The organism is Leisingera thetidis, from assembly GCF_025857195.1.
Classification (GTDB): domain Bacteria; phylum Pseudomonadota; class Alphaproteobacteria; order Rhodobacterales; family Rhodobacteraceae; genus Leisingera; species Leisingera thetidis.
Genome location: NZ_CP109787.1, coordinates 172,368 through 198,403, shown reverse-complemented (window position 1 = coordinate 198,403; position 26,036 = coordinate 172,368). Strand labels below are relative to the sequence as shown.

The 26,036-nt window shown below is 64.2% G+C and carries 33 protein-coding genes; 14 read left to right on the top strand and 19 right to left on the bottom strand.

What is annotated here, in order from left to right; all coding sequences use genetic code 11:
- Positions 1 to 160: 160 nt before the first annotated feature.
- Positions 161 to 1,543 carry a multicopper oxidase family protein gene (locus tag OKQ63_RS00975; protein WP_264212131.1) on the top strand — a complete coding sequence of 461 codons (1,383 nt, stop codon included), beginning with the start codon at positions 161 to 163 and terminating at the stop codon, positions 1,541 to 1,543.
- Positions 1,544 to 1,548: 5 nt separating this feature from the next.
- Here OKQ63_RS00975 and rnc read toward each other — a convergent pair whose 3' ends face one another.
- From rnc to folK, 9 genes are all read right to left on the bottom strand, one after another.
- Entirely contained in the window at positions 1,549 to 2,226 is a 678-nt protein-coding gene (gene rnc / locus OKQ63_RS00970; protein ID WP_264212130.1) for a ribonuclease III, read from the bottom strand.
- Positions 2,223 to 3,059, bottom strand: coding sequence for a signal peptidase I (lepB, locus tag OKQ63_RS00965; protein ID WP_264212129.1), 837 nt, complete (start codon positions 3,057 to 3,059; stop codon positions 2,223 to 2,225). The genes rnc and lepB overlap by 4 nt, the downstream gene beginning before the upstream one ends.
- A gap of 58 nt (positions 3,060 to 3,117) precedes the next feature.
- Complete coding sequence (acpS, locus tag OKQ63_RS00960) at positions 3,118 to 3,549, bottom strand: holo-ACP synthase (protein ID WP_264212128.1); 432 nt, start codon at positions 3,547 to 3,549, stop codon at positions 3,118 to 3,120.
- The gene (locus OKQ63_RS00955; protein WP_264212127.1) at positions 3,546 to 3,965 is read right to left on the bottom strand and encodes an ABZJ_00895 family protein; all 420 of its coding nucleotides are present in this window, start codon (positions 3,963 to 3,965) and stop codon (positions 3,546 to 3,548) included. Before OKQ63_RS00955 ends, acpS begins: the two co-directional genes overlap by 4 nt.
- Before the next feature lie 7 nt (positions 3,966 to 3,972).
- Positions 3,973 to 4,719, bottom strand: coding sequence for a pyridoxine 5'-phosphate synthase (locus tag OKQ63_RS00950; RefSeq protein ID WP_264212126.1), 747 nt, complete (start codon positions 4,717 to 4,719; stop codon positions 3,973 to 3,975).
- Positions 4,720 to 4,824: 105 nt separating this feature from the next.
- A complete protein-coding gene (locus tag OKQ63_RS00945) occupies positions 4,825 to 5,466 on the bottom strand; it encodes a DUF2062 domain-containing protein (RefSeq protein WP_264212125.1) in 642 nt (213 codons plus the stop codon).
- A 42-nt stretch (positions 5,467 to 5,508) separates the two neighbouring features.
- On the bottom strand, positions 5,509 to 7,641 hold the full coding sequence (locus OKQ63_RS00940) for a RelA/SpoT family protein (protein WP_264212124.1): 2,133 nt from the start codon (positions 7,639 to 7,641) through the stop codon (positions 5,509 to 5,511).
- A gap of 36 nt (positions 7,642 to 7,677) precedes the next feature.
- Positions 7,678 to 8,031, bottom strand: a complete 354-nt coding sequence (rpoZ, locus tag OKQ63_RS00935) for a DNA-directed RNA polymerase subunit omega (RefSeq protein ID WP_019296607.1) — start codon at positions 8,029 to 8,031, stop codon at positions 7,678 to 7,680.
- Between the two features lie 93 nt (positions 8,032 to 8,124).
- Entirely contained in the window at positions 8,125 to 8,694 is a 570-nt protein-coding gene (gene folK, locus OKQ63_RS00930) for a 2-amino-4-hydroxy-6-hydroxymethyldihydropteridine diphosphokinase (protein ID WP_264212123.1), read from the bottom strand.
- A 137-nt stretch (positions 8,695 to 8,831) separates the two neighbouring features.
- Here folK and OKQ63_RS00925 point away from each other — a divergent pair, with 137 nt between their 5' ends.
- The 6 genes from OKQ63_RS00925 to OKQ63_RS00900 all read left to right on the top strand — a co-directional run bounded on the left by OKQ63_RS00925 (position 8,832) and on the right by OKQ63_RS00900 (position 13,030).
- The gene (locus tag OKQ63_RS00925; RefSeq protein WP_264212122.1) at positions 8,832 to 9,401 is read left to right on the top strand and encodes a LabA-like NYN domain-containing protein; all 570 of its coding nucleotides are present in this window, start codon (positions 8,832 to 8,834) and stop codon (positions 9,399 to 9,401) included.
- Positions 9,402 to 9,642: 241 nt separating this feature from the next.
- Positions 9,643 to 10,593, top strand: coding sequence for a 4-hydroxy-3-methylbut-2-enyl diphosphate reductase (gene ispH, locus OKQ63_RS00920; protein ID WP_264212121.1), 951 nt, complete (start codon positions 9,643 to 9,645; stop codon positions 10,591 to 10,593).
- Between the two features lie 97 nt (positions 10,594 to 10,690).
- Positions 10,691 to 11,305, top strand: coding sequence for a LysE family translocator (locus OKQ63_RS00915; RefSeq protein ID WP_264212120.1), 615 nt, complete (start codon positions 10,691 to 10,693; stop codon positions 11,303 to 11,305).
- Positions 11,306 to 11,333: 28 nt separating this feature from the next.
- Complete coding sequence (locus OKQ63_RS00910) at positions 11,334 to 11,933, top strand: class I SAM-dependent methyltransferase (protein WP_264212119.1); 600 nt, start codon at positions 11,334 to 11,336, stop codon at positions 11,931 to 11,933.
- Entirely contained in the window at positions 11,926 to 12,390 is a 465-nt protein-coding gene (gene rnhA / locus OKQ63_RS00905) for a ribonuclease HI (protein ID WP_264212118.1), read from the top strand. The genes OKQ63_RS00910 and rnhA overlap by 8 nt, the downstream gene beginning before the upstream one ends.
- A 16-nt stretch (positions 12,391 to 12,406) precedes the next feature.
- On the top strand, positions 12,407 to 13,030 hold the full coding sequence (locus tag OKQ63_RS00900) for a trimeric intracellular cation channel family protein (RefSeq protein WP_264212117.1): 624 nt from the start codon (positions 12,407 to 12,409) through the stop codon (positions 13,028 to 13,030).
- On the opposite strand, the gene OKQ63_RS00895 is transcribed toward OKQ63_RS00900, so the two are convergent.
- Positions 13,027 to 13,941 (bottom strand): LysR family transcriptional regulator, encoded by a 915-nt coding sequence (locus OKQ63_RS00895; protein ID WP_264212116.1) that lies wholly within the window; start codon positions 13,939 to 13,941, stop codon positions 13,027 to 13,029. The genes OKQ63_RS00900 and OKQ63_RS00895 overlap by 4 nt on opposite strands.
- Before the next feature lie 89 nt (positions 13,942 to 14,030).
- On the opposite strand from OKQ63_RS00895, the gene OKQ63_RS00890 reads away from it, so the two are divergent.
- A complete protein-coding gene (locus OKQ63_RS00890; RefSeq protein ID WP_264212115.1) occupies positions 14,031 to 14,867 on the top strand; it encodes a TauD/TfdA dioxygenase family protein in 837 nt (278 codons plus the stop codon).
- 41 nt (positions 14,868 to 14,908) lie between these two features.
- Here the strand turns inward: OKQ63_RS00890 and OKQ63_RS00885 are convergent, their stop codons facing one another.
- From OKQ63_RS00885 to def (OKQ63_RS00860), 6 genes are all read right to left on the bottom strand, one after another.
- Positions 14,909 to 15,901 carry a glycosyltransferase family 2 protein gene (locus OKQ63_RS00885; RefSeq protein ID WP_264212114.1) on the bottom strand — a complete coding sequence of 331 codons (993 nt, stop codon included), beginning with the start codon at positions 15,899 to 15,901 and terminating at the stop codon, positions 14,909 to 14,911.
- Between the two features lie 130 nt (positions 15,902 to 16,031).
- A complete protein-coding gene (locus OKQ63_RS00880) occupies positions 16,032 to 16,268 on the bottom strand; it encodes a GlsB/YeaQ/YmgE family stress response membrane protein (RefSeq protein ID WP_264212113.1) in 237 nt (78 codons plus the stop codon).
- 10 nt (positions 16,269 to 16,278) lie between these two features.
- Positions 16,279 to 16,515, bottom strand: coding sequence for a hypothetical protein (locus OKQ63_RS00875; RefSeq protein WP_264212112.1), 237 nt, complete (start codon positions 16,513 to 16,515; stop codon positions 16,279 to 16,281).
- Between the two features lie 13 nt (positions 16,516 to 16,528).
- A complete protein-coding gene (gene fmt / locus OKQ63_RS00870) occupies positions 16,529 to 17,434 on the bottom strand; it encodes a methionyl-tRNA formyltransferase (RefSeq protein WP_264212111.1) in 906 nt (301 codons plus the stop codon).
- A 44-nt stretch (positions 17,435 to 17,478) separates the two neighbouring features.
- Entirely contained in the window at positions 17,479 to 17,976 is a 498-nt protein-coding gene (gene def, locus OKQ63_RS00865; protein ID WP_264212110.1) for a peptide deformylase, read from the bottom strand.
- A gap of 13 nt (positions 17,977 to 17,989) precedes the next feature.
- Complete coding sequence (def, locus tag OKQ63_RS00860; protein ID WP_264213856.1) at positions 17,990 to 18,508, bottom strand: peptide deformylase; 519 nt, start codon at positions 18,506 to 18,508, stop codon at positions 17,990 to 17,992.
- Between the two features lie 99 nt (positions 18,509 to 18,607).
- On the opposite strand from def (OKQ63_RS00860), the gene OKQ63_RS00855 reads away from it, so the two are divergent.
- Both OKQ63_RS00855 and OKQ63_RS00850 read left to right on the top strand, forming a co-directional pair.
- Entirely contained in the window at positions 18,608 to 19,780 is a 1,173-nt protein-coding gene (locus OKQ63_RS00855; RefSeq protein ID WP_264212109.1) for a MalY/PatB family protein, read from the top strand.
- The gene (locus tag OKQ63_RS00850) at positions 19,781 to 20,311 is read left to right on the top strand and encodes a L,D-transpeptidase family protein (protein WP_264212108.1); all 531 of its coding nucleotides are present in this window, start codon (positions 19,781 to 19,783) and stop codon (positions 20,309 to 20,311) included.
- A 9-nt stretch (positions 20,312 to 20,320) separates the two neighbouring features.
- Here OKQ63_RS00850 and OKQ63_RS00845 read toward each other — a convergent pair whose 3' ends face one another.
- The gene (locus OKQ63_RS00845; RefSeq protein ID WP_264212107.1) at positions 20,321 to 20,689 is read right to left on the bottom strand and encodes a hypothetical protein; all 369 of its coding nucleotides are present in this window, start codon (positions 20,687 to 20,689) and stop codon (positions 20,321 to 20,323) included.
- Between the two features lie 215 nt (positions 20,690 to 20,904).
- Here OKQ63_RS00845 and OKQ63_RS00840 point away from each other — a divergent pair, with 215 nt between their 5' ends.
- The 4 genes from OKQ63_RS00840 to OKQ63_RS00825 all read left to right on the top strand — a co-directional run bounded on the left by OKQ63_RS00840 (position 20,905) and on the right by OKQ63_RS00825 (position 25,116).
- On the top strand, positions 20,905 to 21,879 hold the full coding sequence (locus OKQ63_RS00840) for a glutathione S-transferase family protein (protein ID WP_264212106.1): 975 nt from the start codon (positions 20,905 to 20,907) through the stop codon (positions 21,877 to 21,879).
- A gap of 150 nt (positions 21,880 to 22,029) precedes the next feature.
- Positions 22,030 to 22,992 (top strand): threonine-phosphate decarboxylase, encoded by a 963-nt coding sequence (locus OKQ63_RS00835; RefSeq protein WP_264212105.1) that lies wholly within the window; start codon positions 22,030 to 22,032, stop codon positions 22,990 to 22,992.
- Positions 22,989 to 23,900 carry an adenosylcobinamide-phosphate synthase CbiB gene (gene cbiB / locus OKQ63_RS00830; protein ID WP_264212104.1) on the top strand — a complete coding sequence of 304 codons (912 nt, stop codon included), beginning with the start codon at positions 22,989 to 22,991 and terminating at the stop codon, positions 23,898 to 23,900. Before OKQ63_RS00835 ends, cbiB begins: the two co-directional genes overlap by 4 nt.
- Positions 23,901 to 23,946: 46 nt before the next feature.
- On the top strand, positions 23,947 to 25,116 hold the full coding sequence (locus OKQ63_RS00825; protein WP_264212103.1) for a lytic murein transglycosylase: 1,170 nt from the start codon (positions 23,947 to 23,949) through the stop codon (positions 25,114 to 25,116).
- On the opposite strand, the gene OKQ63_RS00820 is transcribed toward OKQ63_RS00825, so the two are convergent.
- Positions 25,113 to 25,457 carry a hypothetical protein gene (locus OKQ63_RS00820; RefSeq protein WP_434086028.1) on the bottom strand — a complete coding sequence of 115 codons (345 nt, stop codon included), beginning with the start codon at positions 25,455 to 25,457 and terminating at the stop codon, positions 25,113 to 25,115. The genes OKQ63_RS00825 and OKQ63_RS00820 overlap by 4 nt on opposite strands.
- Positions 25,458 to 25,527: 70 nt before the next feature.
- Positions 25,528 to 25,995, bottom strand: a complete 468-nt coding sequence (locus OKQ63_RS00815) for a YbjN domain-containing protein (protein ID WP_264212101.1) — start codon at positions 25,993 to 25,995, stop codon at positions 25,528 to 25,530.
- Positions 25,996 to 26,036 lie beyond the last annotated feature (41 nt).

Below are 26,036 nucleotides of genomic sequence, written 5' to 3'. Positions count from 1 at the left end.
TACCCACAGGGGCCAGAGGTGTTTTCTTCGGCCTTGCTGCCACCTTCACACAGCCTTGCTCTATGTCAAAGACCTGTGGCAGGTGCCATGGAACAACCGCAGCGCCGAGCCAGACCCGCAGCCAGGCCTTTCCTCAACCGCGCATCCGGAGGCCTTGCCAATGAACCGACGTGATTTCCTGCTTGGGACTGCTGCATCCGCAGGCGCGCTTGGCGCTGCCGGCTGGGGTGCGGCCAGCGCCGCGGCTGCGCAGCAGCTGACCATCCAGCCTGCCCGCTTTGCGTTCCGGGAGAAACCCACCGAGGGGCTGGTGAGCCTGTTGCCTGATGCGCCGCCTTCGGTGCTCTATGGCGAGCAGGGCAAACCGATGCGGCTGCGGGTGCGCAACGGCACTCCGGATTACACTGCGATGCACTGGCATGGGCTGCGGGTCGCAAACGCGATGGACGGGGTGCCCTACCTCACCCAGATGCCGATCGCCGGCGGCGGGTCGTTTGACTACGCGTTCACCCCGCCGGACGCGGGCACCTACTGGTATCACCCGCACTGCATGACGATGGCGCAGATGGCGCATGGGCTGACCGGGGTGATGGTGATCAAGGAAGCGGAAGACCCTGGCTTTGACAGCGACCAGGTGGTCAACCTGCGCGACTTCCGGCTGGATGACCAGGGCGCCTTCCTGCCGCATTACACCGCCCGTGGCGCCGCCCGGGCCGGGACGTTCGGCAATGTGCTGACTGCGAACTGGCTGCAGGCGCCGGTCTATGACCACCCCGCGGGCGGGCTGGTGCGGCTGCGGGTGGTGAACTCGGACACCACGCGGATCTACAAGCTGCATCTCAGCACCGATCAGGCGCGGATCATCGCGTGGGACGGGCATCCGGTGGAAATGGATCTGCCCCTGCCCTCTGCGGGTGCGCCGCTGCTGGTCGGCCCCGGCCAGCGGGTGGATTTTGCGGTGCGGATGCCCGCGGGCGAAGGCCAGACCGCCAGCCTGCTGGCAGAACTGCCGGGCCAGTCCGCCCGCACCATGGCGCAGCTGCGTTCGGCTGGCGCAAACCTGGGGCGGGATCTGCGGGAGCTGAAGCGGCTGCCGGCCAACCCGGTGTCCCGGCCGGACCTGGCCAAGGCCGACGTGCATGACTTCGTGTTTGGCTGGACCCCCGAGGGCGGACCGCCGAACGACGGCTATTGCGGCTCGATGGGCTACAGTTTCTGGTCAATCAACCGCACCCCCTGGGCCGGCGACGCCGCCAAGGGCACCGGGCCGCTGGCGGTGCTGGAGCGCGGCCGGACCTACGTGCTGCGGCTGAGGAACGAGTCGCCGAACCTGCACCCGATCCACCTGCACGGGCTGGCCTTTGTCCCGATCCGCTCCAACCTGCGCAGGCTGCCGCCGCTGGTCACCGACACCATGCTGCTGCTGAAGGACGAAGTGGCCGAGATTGCGCTGGTCGCCGACAACCCGGGCGACTGGGCCTTCCACTGCCATGTGATCGAGCACCAGAAAACCGGCCTCGCGGGCTATATCCGGGTGGTTTGAGAGGCTTAGCCGAGCTGGTCCAGCAGTGCCTTGGCCGCGGCCTGTTCGGCCTGACGCTTGGAGCCTGCGGTGGCCTGGGCCTCGGTGCCGTCCTGCAGCCGGGCCGCAATGGTGAAGACCGGTGCGTGATCCGGACCGCTGCGGGAGACCTCGACATAGGATGGAGGCTTCTGCCCGCGCGCCTGCGCCCATTCCTGCAGGGAGGTCTTGGCGTCGCGCGCGTCGGTCTCGACCTGATGGATGCGGCTGCCCCACAGGCGCAGGATTATCGCGGCTGCGGCTTCAAAACCTGCGTCCTTGTAGACCGCGGCAATCACCGCCTCCATCGCGTCGCCCAACAGCGCCTGCTTGCGCCGCCCGCCGGACATCATCTCGGAACGGCCCAGCTTCAGCACCGCGCCCAGATCGATCTCCAGCGCGACATCGGCACAGGCCTCCTTGCGCACCAGCGCGTTGAAGCGCGGCGCCAGCTGGCCCTCGGTTGCGGTCTTGTCGTGCTCCAGCAGCGCGGTGGCCATCACCAGCCCCAGAACCCGGTCGCCCAGGAATTCCAGCCGCTGGTTGTCCTTGCGGTTGGGCGAGGACACAGAGGCATGTGTCACGGCGCGCTGCAGCAGGTCGGGACGGGCAAAGCGGTGCCCGATCCGCTCCTCGAAGGCGCGCAATTCCTTGGACAGTTTCACTCGATCCCCTTGAAGAAACGGTCGCTCCGCCAGGTCCAGAAAAAGAGCATCGAGCGCCCGGCAGAGGAGAACATGATCCGATCGGCGCGGCCGATCAGGTTTTCAAACGGCACGAACCCGACGCCGCCAGCGGACTGCGGCAGGCGGCTGTCCGAGGAATTGTCGCGGTTGTCGCCCATGAAGAAGTAGTGGCCTTCCGGCACCTGGTAGACGCCAGTGTGGTCCATGCCCTGGTTGGTGATGTTGAGCACGATGTGCTCGTTGCCGCCCGGCAGGGTCTCCAGCTTGCGCGACTTCTTGCAGATGGCGCCCTGGCCCACCGGCGCGTTTTCGCAGCGCGGCAGCGACCCTTGCGGCCCCTGGCGCTCCATCACTTCCTCGAACTGGCCTGCATCCTGCAGCTTGACCGGCGCGCCATTGATGAACAGCACGCCGTTCTTCATCTGGATTTTATCGCCGGGCAGGCCGACAAGCCGCTTGATGAAGTCATTGCCGTTGACCGGGTGGCGGAACACCACCACATCGCCGCGCTCCGGCTCGCCGCCCATCAGGCGGGTGTTGCCGCCATCCAGAAAGCCGCAGATGTCCTTGGCGTCGATGTTCAGCCCGACCGCCGGAATGCGCACGCTGGGGCAGGAGGCATAGGAATAGCCATAGGCCATCTTGTTCACGAACAGGAAGTCCCCGATCAGCAGGGTCTCCTTCATCGATCCGGAGGGAATCCAGAAGGGCTGGAAGAACAGGGTGCGGAAGACACCGGCGATCAGCAGCGCGTAGACGATGGTCTTCACCGTCTCAAGGATCGAACTGCCGGTCTTTGCTTTGGCCGTCATCGGGCTCTCCGGTTTGGAAACAGGGTCCGGGGCTACATGCGGGCCTGAAGGGGGCAAGTCAAGTTCCGGAAGGCGATTCCGCCGGGACGCCGGCGAGAGGGCGCGCCTCGATCACCACAAAGGCCTGCGCCCAGGGGTGGTCGTCGGTCAGGGTCACGTGGATCACCGCCTCATGCCCCGGCGGGGTCATCCCGCGCAGCCGCTCGGCGGCCCAGCCGGTCACATGCATCACTGGCTGGCCGGTCGCCAGGTTGGATACCGCCATGTCCTTCCAGGCGATTCCCATGCGCAGGCCGGTGCCCAGCGCCTTGGAGCAGGCCTCCTTGGCGGCCCAGCGCTTGGCGTAGGTGCCCGCCGCATCGCGGCGGCGCTCGGCCTTGCGCTGCTCCAGTTCAGTGAACACCCGGTTGCGGAACCGGTCGCCGAAACGGTCCAGCGTGCGCTGGATGCGCTCGATGTTGGCAAGATCGGTTCCGACACCCAGGATCATTCTTCCAGCCGCTTCAGCCCCAGTCTGATGCCATGGCCCAGGAACAGGCGGTTGATCATCAGGATGACCGCCAGCAGGAGCATGAATATCCCTGCGAGGTAAAGGACCGGAATCGTTTCCCGCGCCTCGACAACCATCGGGCTGTTCCAGTAGAGCGGCAGCTGGATGATGGTCAGCACCGCAACAACCCCTGTCATCGCCGCGGCGCAAATCCAGGCGTCCCTGCCGGGCAAGGGCGCGCGGGTGGCTTGGGCGATGCGCATGCCTTCCGCAACCGAGGCAACCATCGGCGGCAGCACCGTTGCCAGCCCGGCCGGCATGCCGGTCCCGAATTGCGCCAGCAGCAGGCCCGCCAGCAGCATTGCGGCGGTGGCCCCCATCCACCAAAGCCCGTAACGGATCAAGTTGACTTGCATGGCCGCATCACCCCCGCGCTTGGTCCATCAGCCGGCGCATCTCCTGCACCGCCGGGGTCAGACCGCGGAAGACTGCCTCGCCGATCAGGAAGTGGCCGATATTCAGTTCTTTCACCTCCGGGAAGACCGCAACCGGCTGCACGGTGTCATAGGTGAGGCCATGGCCCGCATGCACCTCCAGCCCCAGAGAATGGGCAAAGGCGGACATCTCCCGCAGCGCTCCCAGTTCGCGGTCGCGGTCTTCAAACCTGCCTTCGGCGTGATAGTCGCAATAGGCGCCGGTGTGCAGTTCGATCACTTCGGCGCCGATCCGGTGGGCGGCTTCGATCTGTTTCCTATCGGCGGCGATGAAGATCGACACCCGGCAGCCTGCGTCGCGCAGGGGCGCGATGAAATGGGCCAGCTTGTTTTCCTCGCGCGCGACTTCCAGCCCGCCTTCGGTGGTGCGTTCCTCGCGCTTTTCAGGGACGATGCAAACCGCATGCGGCTTGTGGCGCAGGGCGATCCTCTGCATTTCCTCGGTTGCCGCCATCTCGAAGTTCAGCGGCACGCTCAGCGCGTCCATCAGCCCGTCGATATCGGCGTCGGTGATATGGCGGCGGTCTTCGCGCAAGTGGGCGGTGATGCCGTCGGCCCCCGCCTCCTCGGCCAGCTTTGCAGCCCGGACCGGGTCCGGATAAGCGCCGCCGCGGGCGTTGCGCACGGTGGCCACATGGTCGATATTCACGCCCAGGCGCAATTGGTTCTGTGTCATGACAGCTGTCTCATCCGTCTGAAGTCAATGCTTTAGCACAAAGACTAGACAGACAGCCGGCAAGAGCAAGCCTGCAGGCAATAATGGTACAATCCGCAGAACGGCTCAGGAGCCGGTTCCGACCTCGGCGCGCTGTTTGATGGCTTCGAATTTGGCCTTGATCTTGGCCCTGCGGCGCTGCTGGTAGACCCGGATCACCGGCAGGCTGAGCATATAGCAAACCGTCGCTGAGATGATGCCGGGGAGGATGCCGCCGATCATGTAGGGGTAGAACACCTCGTTATAGAACAGATGCAGGCCCTGCCAGTCGGCGGGCTTGTCCATGAACAGGGCAAACAGGTTGTCCTTCAGATCGCCGCCGGCCGCCATGAACTTGCCGACCAGGGACTTGTCGACCTCCTCGTCGAACTCGGTTCCCAGCAGCCAATGGCCGGTCTGCAGGCTGGCGACCCCGATCGGCACATAGGTCAGCGGGTTGCCGAAGAAGGTGGCGCTGAGCGAGGCGAGGATATTGCCGTTCATCACCCGGGCGATGATGGCCGCCACCAGAAAATGCAGCCCGTAGAATGGCGTGAAGGTGGTGAACACGCCGGCCCAGATGCCGCGGGCAATGCGTTCGGGCGAATCGGGCAGCCGCCGGACCCGATGCTTCACATACAGGAAGGCACGGCCCCAGCCGCCGCGCGGCCAGAGAAAATCCGCCAGCGCCCGGAGGGGCGGACGTCTGTCCCGGCGCCTGAATACCAAAGCTGTGCGTCCTTCCCAGTTCCGGCTCAGAGTTTCAACGGCTTACCCCGGAAAATGGCGCTCTTCCGGCTTGTCCCGGAACCGCGCCACCGCGGCAACATCGCTTTCAGCCTCTAGCGTCAGCATCAGCGAGTGCAGCTGCTCCACATCCCGCAGTTCCACATTGATCATAAGCCGGTAAAAGTCTGGTTTCCTGTCGACAAATTCCAGATCCGAGATATTGGCCTTTTTCTCGCCAATCAATGTGCAAATGCGTCCCAGCACACCGGCGTCGTTGCCGATGGTCAGCTCCAGGGTCGTGCCGTAGGCGGCCGGATGGGTGCCGCTGTGCCAATGCACGTCCATCCAGCGCTCCGGCTGATCCTCGAATTCGCCCAGCTTGTCGCAATCCGCCGCATGCACCACCACGCCGCGGCCGCGGTAGGTGATGCCGATGATACGCTCGCCCGGCAGCGGCTGGCAGCAGGGCGCACGCTCAAAGCTCTGCCCCGGCTCCAGGCCGATCACCGCCCGGCGCGGCGAGATTTCGTCACCGTCGCCGGTGGTCAGTTCAGGATAGACCGATTGCACCACGTCATGCGCGGTAATCTCGGCCGCGCCCAGTCTTGCGAGGAGTTCGTTCACGCCGCTGGCGCGCAGCGCACGGGCAGCGGTTTCCAGCGCCTTGTCGGTGGCTTTCTTGCCGACGTGATCAAATGCCGAGCGGGCCAGCTCATGGCCCAGCTTCACAAACCGCGCCCGGTCCGCTTCGCGCAGGGCGCGGCGGATGGCGGTGCGGGCCTTGCCGGTGGTGGCGATTTCCAGCCAGCTGACCTGCGGCGTCTGGCCCTCGGCGGTGATCACGTCCACCGACTGGCCATTGCGCAGCCGGGTCCACAACGGCACCCGGATCCCGTCCACCTTGGCGCCGACGCAGGCATGGCCGATCCGGGTGTGGATGGCATAGGCGAAGTCGATCGGCGTCGCCCCCTTGGGCAGCTTGATCACATCGCCCTTGGGGGTGAAGCAGAACACCTGGTCCGAATACATCTCCAGCTTCACCGCTTCGAGGAATTCGTCGTGGTCGTCCTCGGCGTCGAACTGCTCGGTCAGCGAGGCGATCCATTTGGCCGGGTCAACCGCAAAGGGGTTTTCGGAGCGCACCCCGTCCCTGTAGGACCAATGCGCCGCAACGCCGGTTTCGGCCACATCATGCATCTGGCGGGTGCGGATCTGCACCTCCACCCGTTTGCCGTCACGGCCCGAAACGGTGGTGTGGATGGAGCGGTAGCCGTTGGATTTCGGCTGGCTGATATAATCCTTGAACCGCCCCGGCACCGCCCGCCAGCGCTGGTGAATGGCGCCCAGCGCCCGGTAGGCGTCTTCTTCCGACATCGTGATGACCCGGAAGCCGTAGATATCCGACAGCCGCGAAAAGCCCTGATCCTTGGCCTGCATCTTGCGCCAGATCGAATAGGGTTTCTTGGCGCGGCCGAATACCTCGGCCTCGATCCCGGCCTTTTCCAGCTCCAGCCGCATGTCGCCGGTGATCCGGTGGATCACATCGCCGGTTTCCCGCTGCAGCGTCACGAAACGGCGGATGATCGACTGGCGGCCCTCGGCGTTCAGCACCCGGAACGCCAGATCCTCCAGCTCCTCCCGCATCCACTGCATGCCCATGCGGCCCGCCAGCGGCGCATAGATATCCATGGTCTCGCGCGCCTTCTGGGCCTGCTTTTCCGGGCGCATCGCCTTGATGGTGCGCATGTTGTGCAGACGGTCGGCGAGTTTCACCAGGATCACCCGCAGATCCTTGGACATCGCCATGAACAGCTTGCGGAAATTCTCCGCCTGCTTGGTCTCGCGGCTGCTGAGCTGCAAGTTGGTCAGCTTGGTGACGCCATCGACCAGCATCGCCACCTCATCGCCGAAACGGCGGGCAACTTCCTCGTAATTGGCTTTGGTGTCTTCGATGGTGTCGTGCAGCAGCGCGGTGATGATGGTCGCATCATCCAGCCGCTGTTCGGTCAGGATGGCGGCCACCGCCACCGGATGCGTGAAATAGGGCTCGCCGGAGTGGCGGAACTGCCCGTCATGCATCTGCTCGCCAAAGGCATAGGCCTCGGCGATCCTCTCCGCATTGGTCTTGGGATTGTAATTGCGGACCAGAGCAATCAGGTCGTCAGGGGAAATCATGTCCGGTCCGCAGCCTCAAATTCGCAAGCGCACGCCTCAGCCCTGGCCCTGGGCCTCCATCAGCGCGCGCAGCAGTTTCTCTTCCGACATGTCGTCATCAGCGGGCTTATCGTTGTCCGCACCCATCAGCAGAGCCATGGAATCCTCTTCCGGCTCGTCCACCTCGATCTGGGTCTGGTTGCTCTCGATCAGGCGCTCGCGCAGGTCATCCGCGCTTTGGGTCTCATCGGCGATTTCGCGCAGGGACACGACCGGGTTCTTGTCGTTGTCACGCTCAACGGTGATCGGGGCACCCGCCGAGATCTCGCGGGCGCGGTGCGCCGCCAGCATCACCAGCTCAAAGCGGTTGGGCACCTTGTCTACGCAATCTTCAACCGTCACGCGGGCCATCAGCGACTCTCCAATTCATTCCTGGTCCAGAGGGCAGACATTTACGCCCTAATCTTTCTCTTGACAAGGGCGGAAAACGCCGCATCGCACGGGTTACAGGGGCTTTACTTCCGCCACATCTTCCGGCGGCAGTTCGGACAGCATCTCTGCCGCGGTTTTCCGCAGCACCGGGTGGCGCCAGCGCGGCGCAATATCGGCAAGCGGCACCAGCACAAAGGCACGGTCCTGAATGCGCGGATGCGGCAGGATCAGCTGCCCCGGAGCCTCCTGCATCTGGCGCTCCAGCGGCAGCCCCAGCCAGCGGCCAAAGCCCGCTTCATCCGGCAGCACCTGCCCTCCATGATCGACCAGATCCAGATCCAGCGTCCGCATCCCCCAGCGCTGCTCCCGCACCCGGGCAAACTGCGCCTCGACCGCGTGCAGCCGCGCCAGCAGTTCTTCGGCCGCCAGGGAGGTTTCAACTGCCACCGCGGCGTTCACATAATCCGGCCCGGCCCCGGCCGGGAAACAGGGGGTCTGGAAGAACCGGGAGACACAGCGCAGCGTGATGTCTTCCGACTGCAAAGCATTGATAGCTTTTGACAAGGTGACTTGCGGCGCATTAGCGTCAGCTGGCAGGTTGCCGCCAAGTGCGATGAGCGACGTTTTCCGGTTTCCGGCCATTTTTGACCCTATTTCAGAATGGCAGTATACTTGCGGCAGATGACAAATAACTTACATTAAGTCCACCCGTTTCGCCGATTTCAAGCATTCACTCACGGAACACCCGGCCGAGGCGGAAATACCGGAAGGAACATTTGATGTTTTACAAAGACGAACGGCTCGCGCTGTTCATAGACGGGTCAAACCTTTACGCCGCGGCCAAGGCGCTTGGGTTCGACATCGACTATAAGCTTCTACGGCAGGAATTCATGCGCCGCGGCAAGCTTCTGCGGGCCTTTTATTACACCGCTCTGCTGGAGAATGACGAGTATTCACCGATCCGGCCGCTGGTCGACTGGCTGCATTACAACGGCTTCACCATGGTCACCAAACCGGCCAAGGAATACACCGACAGCCTGGGCCGCCGCAAAGTCAAAGGCAACATGGATATCGAGCTGACTGTCGATGCCATGGAACTGGCGCCGCGGGTGGACCATATCGTGCTGTTCTCCGGCGATGGGGACTTCCGCCCGCTGATTGCCAGCCTGCAGCGCCAGGGCGTGCGCGTCTCGGTGGTCTCGACCATCCGCAGCCAGCCGCCGATGATCTCTGACGACCTGCGCCGCCAGGCCGACAATTTCATCGAGTTGGAAGAACTGCGCGACGTGATCGGCCGCCCGCCGCGCGAGCAAAGCGAACCGCGTTCGGCTACGGTTGCACACGGCTGAGCCTGGACCGCCGGAATACGGACCGGAATAAGGCACCCGATGGGGCGGTGCCTGTTCCGGCAACAGCCGGTTGCCCGGGTGGCGGCCCTCCTGTCAGCCAGGCACATCTCCCTTTCATGACCGCTGCCTCCGGAAATACGGCACCCCGTTTCCGACCAGCACTTTGCCGCTGCAGCTGTGCCGTCCGGGCACTGGACCTTGCCGCCTGAACCGCTTACCTCTGGCCAGCAAGGAGACGCCCATGACCAAGCCAGCCCTGACCCTCTATCTTGCCGCGCCGCGCGGCTTTTGCGCCGGTGTCGACCGCGCCATCAAGATTGTCGAAATGGCGATCGGGAAATGGGGCGCGCCGGTCTATGTGCGCCATGAGATCGTGCACAACAAGTTCGTGGTCGACAGCTTGCGCGACAAGGGCGCGGTGTTTGTCGAGGAGCTGGACGAATGCCCCGATGACCGGCCGGTGATCTTCTCCGCCCATGGCGTGCCCAAATCGGTGCCCGCCGCCGCGGAGGCGCGCGAGATGATCTATGTCGATGCCACCTGTCCGCTGGTCTCCAAGGTGCATATCGAGGCCCAGCGCCACGCCGAAGCCGGGCTGCAGATGATCATGATCGGTCACAAGGGCCATCCCGAAACCATCGGCACCATGGGCCAGCTGCCCGAGGGCGAGGTGCTGCTGGTGGAAACCGCCGGGGATGTGGCCACGGTGGAGGTGCGCGACCCGGACCGGCTCGCCTATGTCACCCAGACCACCCTGTCGGTGGATGACACCAAGGGCATTGTGGCGGCGCTGGTGGAACGCTTCCCCAATATCATCGGCCCGCACAAGGAAGACATCTGCTATGCCACCACCAACCGCCAGGAGGCGGTGAAATCGGTGGCCCCCAAGGCGGATGCCCTGCTGGTGGTCGGCGCGCCGAACTCTTCCAACTCGCGCCGTCTGGTCGAGGTCGGGGCCAAGAACGGCTGCGAGTATGCCCAGCTGGTGCAGCGCGCCGAGAACATCGACTGGCGCGCGCTGGAGGGCATCCGCTCGGTCGCCATCACCGCCGGAGCTTCCGCCCCGGAGCTGCTGGTCAACGAGGTGATCGACGCCTTCCGCGCCCGCTATGACGTGACGGTCGAGGTGGTTGAGACCGCGGTGGAAACTGTGGAATTCAAAGTGCCCCGCGTCCTGCGGCAGCCCGCCTAACATCCGCCGGGTGCAATCCAGGTTGCAGAAAACACTCCCGCTTTGGGCTAACCGTGTTACGCATTAGTCCCCGGGCATTATTTCTGGAGCCGTATTCATGATCACCCTGCACTTTCTGATTACCGCCTTTGTTGTCGTTCTCGCGCCCGGCACCGGTGTCATCTACACACTGGCCCTGGGCCTTGGCCAAGGCTGGCGCGCCTCCATCTGGGCCGCGGTTGGCTGCACCTTCGGCATCGTTCCGCACCTCGCTGCCGCCACGCTGGGGCTGGCGGCGGTGCTGCACAGCTCCGCCCTGCTGTTCCAGATCGTCAAGGCCGCAGGCGTTGCCTATCTGCTGTATCTGGCCTGGCAGGCCCTGCGCAGCGGCGGCGCCCTGGCGATCCGCTCGGACCGCTCCAGCCTGCCGGGTTGGAAAATCGCCTGGCGCGGGGCCTTGATCAATATCCTGAACCCCAAGCTGTCGGTATTCTTCCTGGCGCTGCTGCCGCCTTTCCTGAGTGGCACTCCCGCCAGCGCGACGCTGGAAATGTCGGTGCTGGGCCTGGTGTTCATGGCGATGACCTTCGCTGTCTTCGTGCTCTACGGTCTGTTCGCTGCCCAGGCCCGCACCTATCTTCTGAACAGCGAGCGGGTGCTGAAGTGGATGAGCCGCGGCTTTGCCGCCGTGTTTGCAGGCCTCGCTGCCCGGCTGGCGCTGGAACGCGCCTGAGCCGTCCAGTGCAGGAGAGAGGTGCGGCATGAGCGACCGGCAAACACTGGAGGTCTACACTGAGGCGGCGCAAGCCTACGCGGACGGCTTTGCCCGCGCCGACGACAGTTTCCACGATCCGGATTTCGAGGCTTTCACATCCCTCCTGCCGGCCGGTGCCCGTATCCTGGATCTGGGCTGCGGCCCGGGCCATTGGGCGGCCCGCTTCAAGGCCAAGGGGTTTGAGGTTTCGGCCATGGACGCCTCTGCCGGGATGGCCGCACTGGCAAAATCGGATTTCGGGATCGATGTGGAGGTCGCCGCATTTGAAGCACTGGAGAGTGGAAATGGCTTTGATGGCGTCTGGGCCAACTTCAGCTTGCTGCACGCGCCGCGCGCTGATCTCCCCGGGCATCTGGCCCGCATCCATCGTGCCTTGAACCCCGGCGGCATCTTCCATATTGGCATGAAGCTCGGAGACAGCGAGGGGCGTGACAAACTGGGACGTTTCTATGCCTACTACAGCGAGGATGAATTGAAGAATCTACTGAAAGACGCAGGCTTCAGCGTAACACGGTCCCGCCGCGGCAATGGCCAGGGGCTCGCCGGCGGCGTTGAAACCTACGTGATCCTGACCGCCCATGGCTGAGCTGTTTGCCTATACCGACGGCGCCTGCTCCGGCAATCCCGGCCCCGGCGGCTGGGGCGTGCTGCTGCGCGCGATGGACGGCGGGGAGATCGTCAAGGAAAAGGAACTCCAGGGCGGCGAGGGGGAGACCACCAACAACCGGATGGAGCTCCTGGCGGCGATCAACGCGCTGGAAAGCCTGGCGCGCCCGTCCACGATCACCGTGGTCACCGACTCGGCCTATGTGAAGAACGGCGTCACCGGCTGGATCTTCGGCTGGAAGAAAAACGGCTGGAAGACCTCCAGCAAGAAGCCCGTCAAGAACGTCGAGCTGTGGCAGCGGCTGGACGAAGCCCAGCGCCGCCACAAGGTGACCTGGGAATGGGTCAAGGGCCACGCCGGCCACCCGGAGAACGAACGCGCGGATGAACTGGCCCGCGCCGGCATGGCGCCCTACAAGAAAAAGAAAAGCGCCTGATGCTCGGGACCCCTGAATGACCTTTCTGGCATTGCTGGATTATGCCTCGGTCCTGGTCTTTGCCCTGACCGGCGCGCTGGTGGCCAGCCGCGCACAGCTGGATATCGTCGGCTTTGCCTTTGTTGCCTGCCTGACCGCGCTTGGCGGCGGCACGATGCGGGATCTGCTTCTGGACCGCAACCCGGTGTTCTGGATCGGCAACCCCAGCTACATCCTGCTTGCGGCGCTTGCTGCCATAGCCGTGTTCTTCACGGCGCACCTGCTGGAAAGCCGCCTGCGCTGGGTGGTCTGGCTCGACAGCTTCGCACTGGCGGTGGCAGTTCCTGCCGGCACCGGTGCGGCTCTGGCGCTGGACAGCCCGCCGGTGATCACCGTCCTGATGGGTATGGCGACCGGCACCATGGGCGGGCTGATGCGCGACGTGGTCTGCAATGAGGTGCCGCTGGTGCTGAAACAGGGAGAGCTCTACATCACCTGCGCCATGGCTGGCGCAATCACGGCGGTGGCCGCCATCTGGCTGGGCATTGAACTGCAGTTTGCACTGCTGGCCTGCGCAGGCGTCTGCTGGGTGCTGCGTGCCGGGTCCCTGCTGTTCGGCTGGCACCTTCCCGTTTACAAGAGCCGCCCTCCACGCAGTTAATGCACGCAAGCTGCGCGCAGCACATCACGGCAGGTTGCCGCAAACGCGCTGGCGAGCGGTCCCTTCATCACACCGGGCCGCGCGGCCAGAACAATCGGGATCTCCTCCAGCCCATCCGCCAAAGGCACTGCCACAACTTTATCATTATGGTAGGTTCTCGGGTTTGGCGGCTGAAAAGCCATCAGTGTAAAGCCTGCGCCTTTGCCGACACAGGACCGGGCCAGTTCATATGACCGTGTGGTCAGCGCAACCGTCGGATCCAGCCCCGCCCGCCGGAGCATATCGAGATAGGACCGCCCCGGCCCGGACTCCTTGACCAGAATATAGGGGATATCCGTCAAGTCCGTCAGCCGCAGCGCCTGGCGGCTGGCAAAAGGGTGCATGGCCGGCAGCAGCACTTTCGGCCGCACCCGCATCAGCAGTTCGATTTCCAGCCCCCTGGCCTCAAACCCCTGATCATAGGCCAGCGCCAAGTCCGCCTCGGCGGTTTCCAGCTGCCGCTGTATCTGCTCGAAACTTCCTTCGAACACCTCAAGCGCCACCTTGGGCCAGCGCTGCCGGTGCTGCAGCAGGATCTCCGGGGCAAAGACATAGGCCAGCGCGTGGTAGCAGGCAAAGCGCAGATGGCCGCTGCTGCAGTCCTCCAGCCCGCGCATCTGCACTTGCAGCGCCTGTCCCAGCGACAGCAGGCCCTCTGCCGTTTCCAGTACCGCGCGTCCCGCTGCGGTCAGCCGTACCCCCTGGGCAGGAAACCTGTCGAACAGTACCAGGCCGCTGGCTTCCTCCAGTTTGCCAAGAGACGCCGCAACCGCAGCAGCGGTCACGCCAAGCTCCCGGGCAGCAGCGGCAATGCTGCCGGTGCGGGCCGATGCCGCTAGGTGTTCAAGCTGGCGCAAAGTGAAGTTAAGCAAAAATTACTTTCCTTTTAGCCAAATATAACAAGTTTTTCCTGATAAGCGTCAACCGCTAGACTGGGCTGGAAAACAATTGGAGCTCAACCATGCAAGTACTTCCCTTGACCGGCGGGCTAGGCGCGGAACTCACTGGGGCCGATATCTGCGACCCCGGCCAGTTCCCGGCGCTGCAAGAGGCCTTTGCCCGCTATTCTGTGATTGTCATCCGAGGCCAGGATCATGTGACACCGGAAGACCATTTGGCGTTTGCCCGCCGGTTCGGCCCCATTGACGTCAACCGGTTCTTCAAATCCGTGGACGGATATCCGGAAATCGCAACAGTGCTGAAGGAAGCAGATCAAAAGGAGGCTGTCGGCGAAGGCTGGCACACCGATCACTCCTATGATCAGGAACCGGCAATGGGGTCCATTTTGCGGGCCGTCGAGATGCCCCCCTATGGAGGCGACACCGTTTTTGCCTCGACCGCGCAGGCCTATGACACGTTGTCGCCGCCGATGCAGGCGTTCCTGGAAACTCTTTCAGCCTGGCACAGCTCCAGCCACGTCTTTGGAGCTGCGGCCGCGGACAGCGAAGCAGTCCGGTCCGGCCGCCTGGGCAACGCAGACGCCGCAACCCAGACCGTCTGCCATCCGGTGGTGATCCGCCATCCGCTCTCCGGCCGGAAATGCCTGTTTGTGAACCCGGTCTTCACAACCCGGATCAGGGAGCTGTCAGAGGCGGAATCGGATGCGTTGCTGCACATGCTCTATGCGCATTGCCAGCAGCCTGAACTGCACTGCCGGGTCCGCTGGCAGCAAGGCGATGTAACGATGTGGGACAACAGGGCCACTTGGCACAAGGCCATCAATGACTACCATGGCTTCCGCCGCTTCATGCACCGGGTTACCGTTCAAGGCTGCGCGGTCGCCGGCAGCATGGGCTGACACACGCCGCTGCCATTGGCAGCGGCACTAAACAACCGTAATCACGCGGTTTTGCGGCTGCTTTCGAGCTGCCCGAGAAAGGCTTGGCCCTCTTCGCTGATCCTTGCCTTGCGGCCCTTCCGCCGGTGCCAGACCTGCGCCATTTCATGGAATTCGCGCAGGCTGGCATCCCGCAGCAGATCCTCCTTGATCTGCAATGCGGTTGAGAAGTTATCCGCCAGCCGCCGGTCTTCCTCCTCGTTCCGGTCGAACTTGTGCCAGTAGCCCGGCTCAAGCGCAGAAGTGAAATGGTTCGCCCGGCCGCGGGCTTTCTTGTTCAGGAACCCGTCACGCGACCGCAGCGCATAATGGTTGAGCTGCGCCGCGGAATATCCGTAGCTGCCGCGCACATACAGAGCGCCTTCCAACTCGTCCTCCGGCAGGCGTGTGCCGTCGGCAAGCTGCCAGTTCACCTCATCGGGCTTCACCGCCAGGAACGGGCGGTGGACCCCCATGCGGTTGAATTTTCCATTGTTGCGGAACGCGGTTTTGAAGAAACGATGCTCTCCCGGCTGGCCTGCTGCGGGCTCCGCCAGAGCAAAGGCCTGCGGCACCGGAGGATGGTCCACGGCACCGATCCCTGCATTGCCGAATATGCGCCAGACAAAGGACACCGCATCGGCATCCTGCCGCTCTGCCAGCAGTCCCGGCAAGGTGCCGTCGCCGCCGTTGATCTGCAGGTATTCGTCGACGTCGATCACCAGAACCCAGTCGGCCTCGCTCACCTTGGGCTCGTATTCCGCCCACATCAGCGCACTTTTGTGCGGCCCGCGCCGCATCACCCGGCTGAAGCGGTGCTCGATCACACCCTTCCGGTGCAGGCAGCGCAGAATGTGGTCCGTGGGATCTGAACAATCATTGGTGAAGATGACAAAGTCGCTGACCCCGATCGACTTGTAATGGCTGATCCAGTCGAGAATATAGGCGCCTTCGTCCTTCATGGTGGTCACAACCACCACCTTCGGCGCGCCGCTCCGGCCGCTGTCCTGTGTCATCTGCAAATGCTCTCTGCCTCGGTTTCCGCCGCTTTTTGCGGCAGTTAACCCACCTTAACCTTTCAGCGCCACGGTGCAGCAAAAATCGCATCTTCTCCTTCAGGCTGTGACTTGCAGGCCGCAGACAGGGTCACTTGCCGAGATACCGCTGCCAACACCAGATCAGCACCAAGGCGCCCAGAACCGCGCCGACGAACCCGGCCATGAACCCCATCACCGCCAGCAAAGCACGCAGCACCAGCCCGCCAATGATCGCCCCGGCGATTCCGATACAGACTGTGGTGATGATATCGGTCTCCAGCCGCATCAGCCGGGTTGCAAGGAACCCTGCCGCGGCGCCGATAATGATCAGAGCAATGATGGGCATGCCGGTCTCCCTATCTGCGCCAATGTGTCGGCACGATCACCAGCGCCCCGATGGAGGAGGCAATGGCATTCCAACCCGCCGCACTGAAGCCGATGCCGAACATCAGCCGCACGAAATAGAACAGGAAGGCCCCGCCGGTGCAAATGATGATCGAAGGCACATAGCCGTTGCTGGTAAATCCGCTGCGCTCGGAAGCATAGCCAACCATGCCCGCAATCACCACGGTGCCCATCAGGGTCAGGATCATCCGATGCCTCCGGTTACAGGCGGCTGCCCTTGGGAACCGGGAAGCCGCGCAGGAATACATCCGGATCCTGCGCGCTTTTGCCCGCCCGTTGCAAGCGCAACAACTGGACCGCGCCGCCGCCGCAGGCAACCGTCAGGCTGTCATCCAGCACTTCGCCCGGTGCGCCCTGCCCCTCCGCCAGGCGCGAAGCCAGCAGCTTGACCCGCTGGCCGCCGATTTCGCACCAGGCGCCGGGGAAGGGCGACAGCCCGCGGATCTTGCGGTCGACTTCCGCCGCCGGCAGGCTCCAGTCGATCTGCGCCTCGCCCTTGCCGATCTTTTCGGCGTAGGTGACCCCTTCGCGGGGCTGAACCTCCGGTGCCAGTTCCGGCAGGCGGCTCAGGGCCTCCACAATCAGCCCCGCGCCCATTTGCGACAGCCGGTCATGCAGCCGGGCGGTGGTCTCCTCGGCGCCGATGGCAGTGGCCTCGCGCAGCAGTACCGGGCCGGTGTCGAGCCCGGCTTCCATCTGCATGATGCAGATGCCGGTCTGCGCGTCGCCCGCCATGACCGCCCGGTGGATCGGCGCCGCGCCGCGCCAGCGCGGCAACAGGCTCGCGTGGATGTTCAGGCAGCCGTGTTTTGGCGCATCCAGAACCGCCTGCGGCAGGATCAGCCCGTAGGCGACAACAACCGCCACATCCGCCTGCAAGGCCGCAAAGGCCTCCTGCTCTTCCGCGCTTTTCAGCGAGACCGGGTGGCGCACCTCCAGCCCCAAGGCCGCGGCGCGGGTGTGGACGGGGGTGGGACGGTCCTTCTTGCCGCGGCCCGCAGGCCGGGGCGGCTGGCAGTAGACGGCGGCAATCTCGTGCCCGGCCTCCGCCAGCGCATCCAGCACCGGCACCGAAAAGTCGGGCGTTCCCATGAAGATGATGCGCATCAATGCCTCCGTAGGGCGGGCAATCTGCCCGCCATTCCCTGCCGTCAGCCGGTCAGCTTCTTTGCCTTGCGGATCAGCATGTCGCGCTTCACCTTGCTCAGGTGGTCGAAATACATCCGGCCGTTCAGATGGTCGATCTGATGCTGCACCGAGGTCGCCTCGATCCCGACAAAATCCTTGCGGTCAACCATGCCCTGCTCGTTGATGAAGCGCACAGTGACAGCGCGCGGGCGTTTGATCCTGGCCGAAACGCCGGGCAGGTTGGGGCTGGCCTCGTCATGCTCGCGCAATTCGACCGAGGCATGCAGGATCTCCGGGTTGGCGAGCTTCACGGCGCGGCCGCGCTCAGTCGAGCCGTCCACCACCGCCAGCCGCAGCATCACGCCGATCTGGCTGGCAGCCAGCCCGACGCCCGGCATTGCCTCCATCGTGTCGACCATGTCTTTCCAGATTTCGCGGATCTCATCGGTGATCTCTGCCACCTCTTCAGCCCTGGAGCGCAGGCGCTTGTCAGGCCAGGGCAGGCAGGTGCGGACGGTCATGGCTCGGGTCCCCTCAGGCGCGGGCGCGTTCGCGCTTCAGCTTCTGCATCTTGCGGGTGATCATCTGGCGCTTCAGCGGCTTCAGGTAATCGATGAACAGCTTGCCGTCCAGATGATCGATCTCATGCTGCACGCAAGTGGCCCAAAGCCCGTCAAACGTCTCGCGCTGCGCATTGCCGTCGCGGTCCATCCACGCCACCTCCACCACCCTGGGGCGGGTCACTTCGGCATATTGGTCCGGGATCGACAGGCAGCCTTCCTCATAGACGTTGGTCTCCTCCGAGGACGACAGGATCTGTGGATTGAACATCACCAGCGGACGCGCATCGCCGTCTTCTTCCTTGACGCAATCCAGCACGATCAGCCGCCGCAGTATGCCTATCTGCGGTGCCGCCAGGCCGATGCCGGGTGCGGCATACATGGTCTCCAGCATGTCATCCGCCAGCGTGCGCAGCTCGTCGCTCAGGTCCGGCACAGGCACGCAGACCTTCTTCAGGCGGGGGTCGGGATGGATCAGGATCGGTCGTTTCATGGGGTCCATGTATGCGATCAGCAGCGCCATCGCAACGCCCCCCTTGCGCACGCCGCTGCAGCGATTAGCTTCGCAAACAAAGATACGGGAGTTCACCACATGGATTTTGACACGATCATCGACCGCCGCGGCACCCACAGTTCGAAATGGGACAAGATGGAGACGCTGTACGGCGTCTCCGCGCAGGACGGTTTGGCGATGTGGACCGCGGATTCCGACTACCCGACCGCGCCCTGTGTGATCGACGCGGTCAAACAGGCCGCCGAGCATGGCGTGTTCGGCTATTCCTGGCAGCACCCGGAGTATCTGCAGGCGGGGCAATGGTGGATGAAAAACCGCCACAGCTGGGACATCGAGACGGATTGGATCCTGACGTCCCAAGGCCTTGGCAACGCCATTGCCCTTTGCATTGATGTCTGGAGCCAGCCGGGTGACGGCGTGGTGATCTTCTCGCCCGTCTACCACGAGTTTGCCCACAAGGTGAACAAGGCCGGGCGCAGGGTCACCGAATGCCCGCTGGCGCGTGCGGGAGACACCTACAATCTGGATCTAGACGACGCGCAATCGCGCCTGGACGGCACCGAGAAGCTGCTGCTGTGGTGTTCGCCACAAAACCCCTCAGGCCGGGTCTGGACCCCGGAGGAACTGCGCGCGGTTGCGGCGTTTGCCAAGCGCAACAACCTGCTCCTGGTCTCTGATGAGGTCCACCACGATCTGGTCTACCCGGGCAGCACCTTTGTGCCGATGGACGTTGCCGCGCCCGAGGCGCGTCCATGGGCCGTGACCCTGACGGCCCCCTCCAAGACCTTCAACATTGCCGGCCAGCGCACCGGCAACATGATCATCCCCGATCCGGACCTGCGGTCCGCGATGCGGCACAAGCTGGATACGCTGGACTACGCGCCCAGCGGACTCGGCGTCAGCATGATCACCGCAGCCTATTCCCCGGCAGGCGCCGAATGGGTGGATGCCCAGATCGCCCATCTGGAAGGCAACCGGAAGCTGTTCGATGAGGCGGTGAATGCGCTGCCGGGGCTGAAATCCCTGCCGCTGCAGTCTACCTACCTGGCTTGGGTCGATTTCTCCGGCACCGGCATGAGCCGCGGGGAATTCCTCAAGCGCCTGCGCGAGGACGCCAGGATCGCCACCTCGCCCGGGGACGGTTTCGGCACCGGCGGCGAGTTCATGGAACGGTTCAACCTGGCCACCCAGCGCGCCCGCGTCGAGGAAGCCTGCCGCCGCCTGACCAAGGCGTTCTCGGACCTGCAATAAATGAAACGCCTGCTGCGCCTGCTGGCGCTGGTTGTCCTGACCGGCGCTGCCTGGGCCGCGTGGCAGGCCCTTGCCCCGCGCCCCGGTCCGCCGCCGCAGTCCGCGGCGGCGGACCGGATCGACCGTATCCTGATCGAGAAGTCCGCCCGCCGCCTGACCGCCAGCCGCGGCGGCGAAACGGTGCTGGAATTTCCTGTCGCGCTTGGTTTTGAACCGGCGGGCGACAAGTTCCAGGAAGGGGACGGCAAAACGCCCGAAGGCACTTTCCAGATCGACAGGCGCAACCCCAACAGCGCCTACCACCTGTCGCTGGGGATCAACTACCCGCAGCCCGGGGACCGCGCCCGCGCCCAGGCCGCAGGGGTCAGCCCCGGCGGAGATATCTTCATTCACGGGCAGCCGAATTCAGTGGGCAATCTGATCACCCTGCCGGGCGATTGGACCGCCGGCTGCATCGCCGTCAGCAATGAACAGATGGAAACGCTCTGGCGCCTGACACAGATCGGAACCGAGGTGGAAATCCGCCCCTGAACTGGGGCCTCAGATCTTGCCCTGGGACTGGTCAAAAGGGATCAGCCCGGCAGGCGCGTCCGGCGATTTATAGAAATCCAGCGGCGCCTTGTCTGCAGCGGGGGTTGAGCGCTTGAACTCATACCGCATCTCGCCGCCCTCTTCCTCGCTGGCGACGATCAGGCATTGCGACAGGTGGCGGGTGCCGTCATACAGATCGACCAGGCCGCGCAGCATCGGCGCGGTTTCCGCCTCAACCGAGAAGCCGGTCTTCCATATCCGCAGGACCGGGATCAGCTCCTCGCCCGCCATCACCCGCAACCGGCTTTTCCTCCGCATTCCCTGAAGGCGGGCGGTGTCCAGTGCTTCCTGCACGGCTTTGGGCACATAGGTGTTCATCGTTCCGGCCTTCCAAATCCTTGGGTTTCCTCGGGTCCACTTAATCAACGGTGCGTCGCAAACAGATAAAATCAAGTGAACATTTTCGGAAATTTGACGGACGCGCAACATTGTTGCTGTTGTGCAGTGGCGCAGAGGGCTTGCGCGCAGCGTTGCATAGGCGCGACGCCCGTGCCCGCCTATGTTGGTTCTGCAAAGCAGCAGGAGCAGACGCGATGGGTCTTTTGATCGACGGTAAATGGCACGACCAGTGGTATGACACCGGCGCCACCGGCGGCGCCTTCAAACGCAGCGAATCGCAGTTCCGCAACTGGATCACCGCCGATGGCAGCGCAGGCCCCTCGGGCCAGAGCGGTTTTGCCGCGGAAAGCGGGCGCTACCACCTTTTTGTGTCGCTGGCCTGCCCCTGGGCGCACCGCACCCTGATTGTCCGCAAGCTGAAGGGGCTGGAAGAGCATATCTCCGTCTCTGTCGTGCACCCCGACATGCTCGGCGAAGGCTGGACTTTTGAAACCGACGGGCACGGCGCCACCGGCGATCCGCTGTTCGGCAGCTCCCATTTGCACCAGATCTACACCCGCGCGGATACGGGTTACACCGGCCGGGTGACGGTGCCGGTGCTGTGGGACAAGGCCCAGGACACCATTGTCTCCAACGAAAGCTCCGAAATCATCCGGATGTTCAATTCGGCCTTCGACGGGATCACCGGCAACACGGATGACTACTGGCCCGAAGAGCTGCGCGAACCGATCGAGGCGGTGAACGCCCGCGTCTACAGCACCATCAACAACGGCGTCTACAAATGCGGCTTTGCCACTTCGCAAGAGGCCTATGACGCCGCGGTAGAGCCGCTTTTCGAGAGCCTGGACTGGCTTGAGGACCTGCTGTCGCAGCACCGCTACCTGCTGGGCGACAAGGTGACCGAGGCCGACTGGCGGCTGTTCACCACCCTCCTGCGCTTTGACCCGGTCTATCACCTGCATTTCAAATGCAACCGCAAGCGGCTGGTGGATTACCCGAACCTCTGGGCCTATACCCGCGAGCTGTACCAGTGGCCCGGCGTGGTAGAGACAGTGGGCATGCAGCACATCGTGCGCCACTATTATTACAGCCACGACACCATCAACCCGCACCGGATTATCCCGGTCAATCCGGATATCGATTGGCTGGAGCCGCACCGGCGCGGCTGACCCCGCACCGCCTGACGCCGATCAGCGTCAGATCAGCCGATCCCGTATCAAATAAGGAGTTCACGCACGGCCCCGGTTGCTTTATTAACCGCCTTGTCTCATATGGCATCCGACCAGTTCGGAGAGAATTATCCACCGGTGGCTACCGCGATGCTTGAACTCCCGCTTGATAATGCACCCCTGCCCCGGGATCACGGCGGCAACCTGAGCGCTGCCATGGCCGAATTCGGCGGTGCGCGCGGCGGCTGGATGGACTTGTCCACCGGCATCAACCCGCATCCCTACCCGCTGCCGCAGTTCACCGCCGGCGATTGGGGGGCGCTTCCGGATGCCGATGCCCTGGCCGGGCTTGAACAGGCGGCGCGCGCATTCTGGAACATCCCCGGAGAGGCGGCCCTGCTGGCCGCCCCGGGCGCCTCGGCCCTGATTGCCGCCCTGCCGGCCCTCGCCGCACCGCGCTGGGTACAGATCACCAAGCCCACATATAACGAGCACGCCGCCGCATTCGAGGCCCGCGGATGGAAGATCCGCGTTGACGGCCCGGCCGAAGCCCGCGTTGCGGTGCACCCCAACAACCCCGACGGCCGCCTGTGGAGCGAAGACCAGCTCACCGCGCCGCTTACCATCATCGACGAAAGCTTCTGCGATGTCTGCCCGGAGGAAAGCCTGATCCGCATGGCGGGCCGGCCTGGCGTCATCGTCTTGAAGAGTTTCGGAAAATTCTGGGGACTGGCCGGCCTGCGGCTGGGTTTCGCCATTGGCGATCCGCAGCTGATTGCCAAGCTGTCCAGCTGGCAGGGGCCCTGGGCCGTCTCCGGCCCCGCCCTGCGCACCGGTGCGCAGGCGCTGCAGGACCGCCAGTGGGCCGAAGCCGCCCGCACCCGCCTCAAACAGGATGCCGCCCGGCTGGATGAGCTGGTGCTGGCCAGGGGTGCCAGCCTCGCAGGCGGCACCGACCTGTTCCGGCTTTACGATGTGGAGGATGCCGCCGCCTGGCAGCGCCAGCTGGCCCGCGCCCATATCTGGAGCCGCATCTTCCCCTATTCCCGAACCTTTCTGCGCCTGGGCCTGCCGCCCGCCGATGGCTGGGACCGGCTGGAGGCCGCGCTATGACCACCGCTGCGATGCTGGCGATTGCCCTCTTGCTGGATGCTGTCTTTGGCGAGCCGGAATGGCTGTGGTCCCGTCTCACGCATCCGGCGGTGCTGATGGGCAAGGCGGTTGGTGCCCTGGACCGCAAGCTCAACAACGGCAGCAACCGCCGCGGCAAGGGCGTTCTGGCGGCACTGGCGCTTGTCCTGTGCGGATACATTGCGGGCAAGCTGCTGTCGCTGCCCGGCGCGCTGGTCGAAATTCTGGTAGCCGCCATTCTGATCGCCCAGCGGTCGCTGACCGAACATGTCGCCGCCGTCGCCGCCGGCCTGCGCAGCAGCCTGGAGGAAGGCCGCGATGCCGTTGCGATGATCGTCAGCCGCGATACCGCCGGCATGACTGCTCCGCAGGCCGCCCGCTCCGCCATCGAAAGCGGGGCGGAGAACCTGTCGGACGGGGTCATCGCACCTGCCTTCTGGTTCCTGATTGCCGGGCTGCCCGGGCTGATCATCTACAAGATGGTCAACACCGCCGACAGCATGATCGGCTACCGCAACGACCGCTATCAGGACTTCGGCTGGGCCGCTGCCCGGCTGGATGACCTCCTGAACCTGATCCCGGCGCGGCTGACCGGCCTGCTGATCGCGCTGGCCGGCGGCCAGCTGCGCCAGTGGGGCGCCATCGCTTCGGACGCCCGCAGGCACCGCTCCCCGAATGCCGGCTGGCCCGAGGCCGCCATGGCGCGGGCGCTGGATGCCTCGCTTGCCGGCCCGCGCTCCTATGACGGGCAAATGCGCGACTTCCCCTGGGTCCATGCCGCCGGCACCAAGAGCGCCAATGCCGAGACCATCAACCGTTCTGTTGGCCTGCTGTGGCAGACATGGGCAGTTGCCCTGGCCCTGACCATTGCCATTGCGGCGGTTTTCTAGCACATAAGATCCCGTGGGAGCGGTCAAACCAAGGAGCGCCATAGCCATGCGCCTATTGCCCTTTGTCCTCGCAGCCGGACTGCTGCCTGCGGCGGCAGCAGCCCAATGCGGCGGCAGCTTTCAGAATTTCGTCAATCTGATGAAGGATGAGGCGGTGCAGGCCGGTTATGACACTGCCACGGTCAGCGCCTTTTTCTCGGGCATCCGCCAGGATCCCCGCGTGCTCAAGGCCGACCGCGGCCAGGGCGTGTTCCAGAAACCCTTCGTCGATTTCTCCCGCCGCCTGATCTCGCAGAACCGTCTCAAGCGCGGCCGTCAGATGGCGCAGAAACATGATGCCACCTTCCAGCGGATCGAAAGCACCTATGGCATCGACCGCGGTGTGCTGCTGGCTTTCTGGGCGTTCGAGACCGATTACGGCGGCTATCAGGGCGATTTCAACACCCGCGATGCACTGGTCACGCTGGCCCATGACTGCCGCCGCCCGGAACTGTTCCGGCCACAGGTGTTTTCGGCCCTGGAAATGTTCCAGAAGGGCAATTTCGACCCCAAGCGCACCACCGGCGCCTGGGCGGGCGAGATCGGAATGGTGCAAATGCTGCCCGGCGACATTCTGAAACACGGTGTCGACGCGGATGGCGACGGCAAGGTCAACCTGAAAACCTCCGCCCCGGATGCGCTGATGTCAGGCGCCCGGATGCTGTCGCACATGGGCTGGCAGCCGGGCCAGCCATGGCTGCAGGAAGTCACCATCCCCGAAGATCTGGACCTGTCGCTGAGCGGCACCGCCCGCAAGAAGAGTGTCGCCCAGTGGCGCAATCTGGGCGTCACCGCACGCAACGGCGGGCTGCCTGCGCCATCGATGCGTGCCTCGCTGCTGCTGCCGCAGGGCCACAAGGGGCCCGCCTTCCTCGCCTATCCCAACTTTGACATCTATTTCGAGTGGAACCAGAGCTTCACCTATGTGCTGACAGCTGCCTATTTCGCCAACCGGCTGCAAGGCGCGGAGGTTTATGACGCCGGCCAGCCCGAAGGCGGGCTCAGCGGCCAGCAAATGAGGCAGCTGCAGCAAAAACTGCAGGCCCGCGGCCATAACGTCGGCGACATCGACGGCATCCTCGGAGCGCGCACCCGGCTTGCCGTGCAGAAAGAGCAGGCCCGCCTCGGCCTGCCCGCAGACGCCTGGCCCACACCGGCCCTTCTGAAGAAGCTTTAACGCACCGGGAACCGCTCGCCCTTTTCGGTGATCAGAATCACCCGGCTGCCGTTGCGGACGTACAGGTCGCAGCGGGCAAACCCGTTGGCGAAATCCACGCAGATGCTGCCGTCCCCGGCGATCCTGTAGGTGCCCCAGGCGGTGCCGCCGCCGTTGTCCATCGAATAGGTATAGGCGTATGCCCCATCGCGGCCGTAAAGCGACTCGCCGCCGTCAAAAAAGCGGAAGGACCGGCCCGGCAGCGCCTCCAGCTCATGCCGGGCAAACGGCGTGTCACCAGGCCGCAGCCCCCACTCTCCGGCCAAGGCACTGCCAGCCATCAGGCATAGGAAAAGGGGCATGATCCATTTCATGCCCCTACAATAGCGGTTGATTTTCCGGCCTGCCGTCACGATCCGGTGACAGCCAGAGTCACCAGTCGATGAACTCTTCGAATTCAGCCATGCGCCGTGTCCAAATGCCCACCGTCTGAGCGAAATCGTCCGGGCTCATGCCTTCGCTGCCAAGGAACACATCCATCTCGATCCGCGCCGAGCCTTCTTCGGAGACATAGCCGCGGGCAAAACGGTTTTCCCGGTTCCACTCGTTGATCTTGGCAAGGCGCACGCCGCCGTCGGTCTGATAGCCCGAATAGAACTGGATGGCGTCGCAGTTGATGTTGCCGTCGCAGCCGTAATAATAGACCGAGAAGTCATTGCCGTAATATTCGACCTTGAGGTTCGGATCGCCCACGCTGTCAGTGGTCACCTCGACCTTGGCGCCTTCATCCTTGAAGAAACCGGCGACGCTGTCGCCTGTTTTGGCCACCACATTCTGGGCTGCCGCGGCAACCGGCATCACCAGCACCGCGGATGCAGCAATTGCTTTGAGCATATTCATTTGTCACTCCACCAAATTGATTTTCTCCAGACAGCAGCACC

Coding starts and splice junctions, on each gene's coding strand:
- OKQ63_RS00975 (WP_264212131.1), top strand. CDS start 161: ATGAACCGACGTGATTTCCTGCTTGGGACTGCTGCATCCGCAGGCGCG.
- lepB (WP_264212129.1), bottom strand. CDS start 3,059: ATGACGGCCAAAGCAAAGACCGGCAGTTCGATCCTTGAGACGGTGAAG.
- acpS (WP_264212128.1), bottom strand. CDS start 3,549: ATGATCCTGGGTGTCGGAACCGATCTTGCCAACATCGAGCGCATCCAG.
- OKQ63_RS00955 (WP_264212127.1), bottom strand. CDS start 3,965: ATGCAAGTCAACTTGATCCGTTACGGGCTTTGGTGGATGGGGGCCACC.
- OKQ63_RS00950 (WP_264212126.1), bottom strand. CDS start 4,719: ATGACACAGAACCAATTGCGCCTGGGCGTGAATATCGACCATGTGGCC.
- OKQ63_RS00940 (WP_264212124.1), bottom strand. CDS start 7,641: ATGATTTCCCCTGACGACCTGATTGCTCTGGTCCGCAATTACAATCCC.
- rpoZ (WP_019296607.1), bottom strand. CDS start 8,031: ATGGCCCGCGTGACGGTTGAAGATTGCGTAGACAAGGTGCCCAACCGC.
- folK (WP_264212123.1), bottom strand. CDS start 8,694: ATGGCCGGAAACCGGAAAACGTCGCTCATCGCACTTGGCGGCAACCTG.
- OKQ63_RS00925 (WP_264212122.1), top strand. CDS start 8,832: ATGTTTTACAAAGACGAACGGCTCGCGCTGTTCATAGACGGGTCAAAC.
- ispH (WP_264212121.1), top strand. CDS start 9,643: ATGACCAAGCCAGCCCTGACCCTCTATCTTGCCGCGCCGCGCGGCTTT.
- OKQ63_RS00915 (WP_264212120.1), top strand. CDS start 10,691: ATGATCACCCTGCACTTTCTGATTACCGCCTTTGTTGTCGTTCTCGCG.
- OKQ63_RS00910 (WP_264212119.1), top strand. CDS start 11,334: ATGAGCGACCGGCAAACACTGGAGGTCTACACTGAGGCGGCGCAAGCC.
- rnhA (WP_264212118.1), top strand. CDS start 11,926: ATGGCTGAGCTGTTTGCCTATACCGACGGCGCCTGCTCCGGCAATCCC.
- OKQ63_RS00900 (WP_264212117.1), top strand. CDS start 12,407: ATGACCTTTCTGGCATTGCTGGATTATGCCTCGGTCCTGGTCTTTGCC.
- OKQ63_RS00890 (WP_264212115.1), top strand. CDS start 14,031: ATGCAAGTACTTCCCTTGACCGGCGGGCTAGGCGCGGAACTCACTGGG.
- OKQ63_RS00885 (WP_264212114.1), bottom strand. CDS start 15,901: ATGACACAGGACAGCGGCCGGAGCGGCGCGCCGAAGGTGGTGGTTGTG.
- OKQ63_RS00880 (WP_264212113.1), bottom strand. CDS start 16,268: ATGCCCATCATTGCTCTGATCATTATCGGCGCCGCGGCAGGGTTCCTT.
- OKQ63_RS00875 (WP_264212112.1), bottom strand. CDS start 16,515: ATGATCCTGACCCTGATGGGCACCGTGGTGATTGCGGGCATGGTTGGC.
- fmt (WP_264212111.1), bottom strand. CDS start 17,434: ATGCGCATCATCTTCATGGGAACGCCCGACTTTTCGGTGCCGGTGCTG.
- def (WP_264212110.1), bottom strand. CDS start 17,976: ATGACCGTCCGCACCTGCCTGCCCTGGCCTGACAAGCGCCTGCGCTCC.
- def (WP_264213856.1), bottom strand. CDS start 18,508: ATGAAACGACCGATCCTGATCCATCCCGACCCCCGCCTGAAGAAGGTC.
- OKQ63_RS00855 (WP_264212109.1), top strand. CDS start 18,608: ATGGATTTTGACACGATCATCGACCGCCGCGGCACCCACAGTTCGAAA.
- OKQ63_RS00850 (WP_264212108.1), top strand. CDS start 19,781: ATGAAACGCCTGCTGCGCCTGCTGGCGCTGGTTGTCCTGACCGGCGCT.
- OKQ63_RS00845 (WP_264212107.1), bottom strand. CDS start 20,689: ATGAACACCTATGTGCCCAAAGCCGTGCAGGAAGCACTGGACACCGCC.
- OKQ63_RS00840 (WP_264212106.1), top strand. CDS start 20,905: ATGGGTCTTTTGATCGACGGTAAATGGCACGACCAGTGGTATGACACC.
- OKQ63_RS00835 (WP_264212105.1), top strand. CDS start 22,030: ATGCTTGAACTCCCGCTTGATAATGCACCCCTGCCCCGGGATCACGGC.
- cbiB (WP_264212104.1), top strand. CDS start 22,989: ATGACCACCGCTGCGATGCTGGCGATTGCCCTCTTGCTGGATGCTGTC.
- OKQ63_RS00825 (WP_264212103.1), top strand. CDS start 23,947: ATGCGCCTATTGCCCTTTGTCCTCGCAGCCGGACTGCTGCCTGCGGCG.
- OKQ63_RS00820 (WP_434086028.1), bottom strand. CDS start 25,457: ATGCCCCTTTTCCTATGCCTGATGGCTGGCAGTGCCTTGGCCGGAGAG.
- OKQ63_RS00815 (WP_264212101.1), bottom strand. CDS start 25,995: ATGAATATGCTCAAAGCAATTGCTGCATCCGCGGTGCTGGTGATGCCG.